The organism is Nocardioides sp. NPDC127503 (genome assembly GCF_040302165.1).
Lineage (GTDB): Bacteria > Actinomycetota > Actinomycetes > Propionibacteriales > Nocardioidaceae > Nocardioides.
In genome coordinates, this window is the sequence record NZ_JBEORH010000024.1 from 2,076 (window position 1) to 4,918 (window position 2,843).

At 50.3% G+C, this 2,843-nt stretch carries 1 rRNA gene and 1 other annotated feature (1 of these 2 only partly in view); the gene reads left to right on the top strand.

Annotated features, from left to right (window positions below):
• Positions 1-2,656 (top strand) — a sequence feature (most likely nonfunctional fraction of RNA operon); it begins 1,754 nt to the left of the window's first position.
• Positions 2,657-2,726: 70 nt separating this feature from the next.
• Positions 2,727-2,841 (top strand): 5S ribosomal RNA (gene rrf / locus ABTW65_RS29340).
• Positions 2,842-2,843 lie beyond the last annotated feature (2 nt).

Sequence of the window (2,843 nt, forward strand, 5' to 3'; positions counted from 1 at the left end):
AAGCCCAAACCAACAAGCTTGCTTGTTGGGGTTGTAGGACACTCTATACGGAGTTACAAAAGAACATGTTAGACGAATCATCTGGAAAGATGAATCAAAGAAGGTAATAATCCTGTAGTCGAAAACATATTCTCTCTTGAGTGGATCCTGAGTACGACGGAGCACGTGAAATTCCGTCGGAATCTGGGAGGACCATCTCCTAAGGCTAAATACTCTCTAGTGACCGATAGTGAACCAGTACCGTGAGGGAAAGGTGAAAAGTACCCCGGAAGGGGAGTGAAAGAGAACTTGAAACCGTGTGCTTACAAGTAGTCAGAGCCCGTTAATGGGTGATGGCGTGCCTTTTGTAGAATGAACCGGCGAGTTACGATCTGATGCAAGGTTAAGCAGCAAATGTGGAGCCGCAGCGAAAGCGAGTCTGAATAGGGCGTTGAGTATTTGGTCGTAGACCCGAAACCAGGTGATCTACCCTTGGTCAGGTTGAAGTTCAGGTAACACTGAATGGAGGACCGAACCGACTTACGTTGAAAAGTGAGCGGATGAACTGAGGGTAGCGGAGAAATTCCAATCGAACTTGGAGATAGCTGGTTCTCTCCGAAATAGCTTTAGGGCTAGCCTCAAGTGATGATTATTGGAGGTAGAGCACTGTTTGGACGAGGGGCCCCTCTCGGGTTACCGAATTCAGACAAACTCCGAATGCCAATTAATTTAACTTGGGAGTCAGAACATGGGTGATAAGGTCCGTGTTCGAAAGGGAAACAGCCCAGACCACCAGCTAAGGTCCCAAAATATATGTTAAGTGGAAAAGGATGTGGCGTTGCCCAGACAACTAGGATGTTGGCTTAGAAGCAGCCATCATTTAAAGAGTGCGTAATAGCTCACTAGTCGAGTGACACTGCGCCGAAAATGTACCGGGGCTAAACATATTACCGAAGCTGTGGATTGTCCTTTGGACAATGGTAGGAGAGCGTTCTAAGGGCGTCGAAGCATGATCGCAAGGACATGTGGAGCGCTTAGAAGTGAGAATGCCGGTGTGAGTAGCGAAAGACGGGTGAGAATCCCGTCCACCGATTGACTAAGGTTTCCAGAGGAAGGCTCGTCCGCTCTGGGTTAGTCGGGTCCTAAGCTGAGGCCGACAGGCGTAGGCGATGGATAACAGGTTGATATTCCTGTACCACCTAGTATCGTTTTAATCGATGGGGGGACGCAGTAGGATAGGCGAAGCGTGCTGTTGGAGTGCACGTCCAAGCAGTAAGGCTGAGTGTTAGGCAAATCCGGCACTCATAAGGCTGAGCTGTGATGGGGAGAGGAAATTGTTTCCTCGAGTCGTTGATTTCACACTGCCGAGAAAAGCCTCTAGATAGATAACAGGTGCCCGTACCGCAAACCGACACAGGTAGTCAAGATGAGAATTCTAAGGTGAGCGAGCGAACTCTCGTTAAGGAACTCGGCAAAATGACCCCGTAACTTCGGGAGAAGGGGTGCTCTTTAGGGTTCACGCCCAGAAGAGCCGCAGTGAATAGGCCCAAGCGACTGTTTATCAAAAACACAGGTCTCTGCTAAACCGTAAGGTGATGTATAGGGGCTGACGCCTGCCCGGTGCTGGAAGGTTAAGAGGAGTGGTTAGCTTCTGCGAAGCTACGAATCGAAGCCCCAGTAAACGGCGGCCGTAACTATAACGGTCCTAAGGTAGCGAAATTCCTTGTCGGGTAAGTTCCGACCCGCACGAAAGGCGTAACGATTTGGGCACTGTCTCAACGAGAGACTCGGTGAAATCATAGTACCTGTGAAGATGCAGGTTACCCGCGACAGGACGGAAAGACCCCGTGGAGCTTTACTGTAGCCTGATATTGAAATTCGGCACAGCTTGTACAGGATAGGTAGGAGCCTTTGAAACGTGAGCGCTAGCTTACGTGGAGGCGTTGGTGGGATACTACCCTAGCTGTGTTGGCTTTCTAACCCGCACCACTTATCGTGGTGGGAGACAGTGTCAGGCGGGCAGTTTGACTGGGGCGGTCGCCTCCTAAAAGGTAACGGAGGCGCTCAAAGGTTCCCTCAGAATGGTTGGAAATCATTCATAGAGTGTAAAGGCATAAGGGAGCTTGACTGCGAGACCTACAAGTCGAGCAGGGTCGAAAGACGGACTTAGTGATCCGGTGGTTCCGCATGGAAGGGCCATCGCTCAACGGATAAAAGCTACCCCGGGGATAACAGGCTTATCTCCCCCAAGAGTTCACATCGACGGGGAGGTTTGGCACCTCGATGTCGGCTCATCGCATCCTGGGGCTGTAGTCGGTCCCAAGGGTTGGGCTGTTCGCCCATTAAAGCGGTACGCGAGCTGGGTTCAGAACGTCGTGAGACAGTTCGGTCCCTATCCGTCGTGGGCGTAGGAAATTTGAGAGGAGCTGTCCTTAGTACGAGAGGACCGGGATGGACATACCTCTGGTGTACCAGTTGTCGTGCCAACGGCATAGCTGGGTAGCTATGTATGGACGGGATAAGTGCTGAAAGCATCTAAGCATGAAGCCCCCCTCAAGATGAGATTTCCCAACTTCGGTTATAAGATCCCTCGAAGATGACGAGGTTAATAGGTTCGAGGTGGAAGCGTGGTGACACGTGGAGCTGACGAATACTAATCGATCGAAGACTTAATCAATTTTTAAAAAACGTTTTGCGACGCAAAATCTTACTTACTATCTAGTTTTGAATGTATAATCATTCATTTGTCTGGTGACAATGGCAAGGAGGTCACACCTGTTCCCATGCCGAACACAGAAGTTAAGCTCCTTAGCGCCGATGGTAGTCGGACTGACGTTCCGCTAGAGTAGGACGTTGCCAGGCAA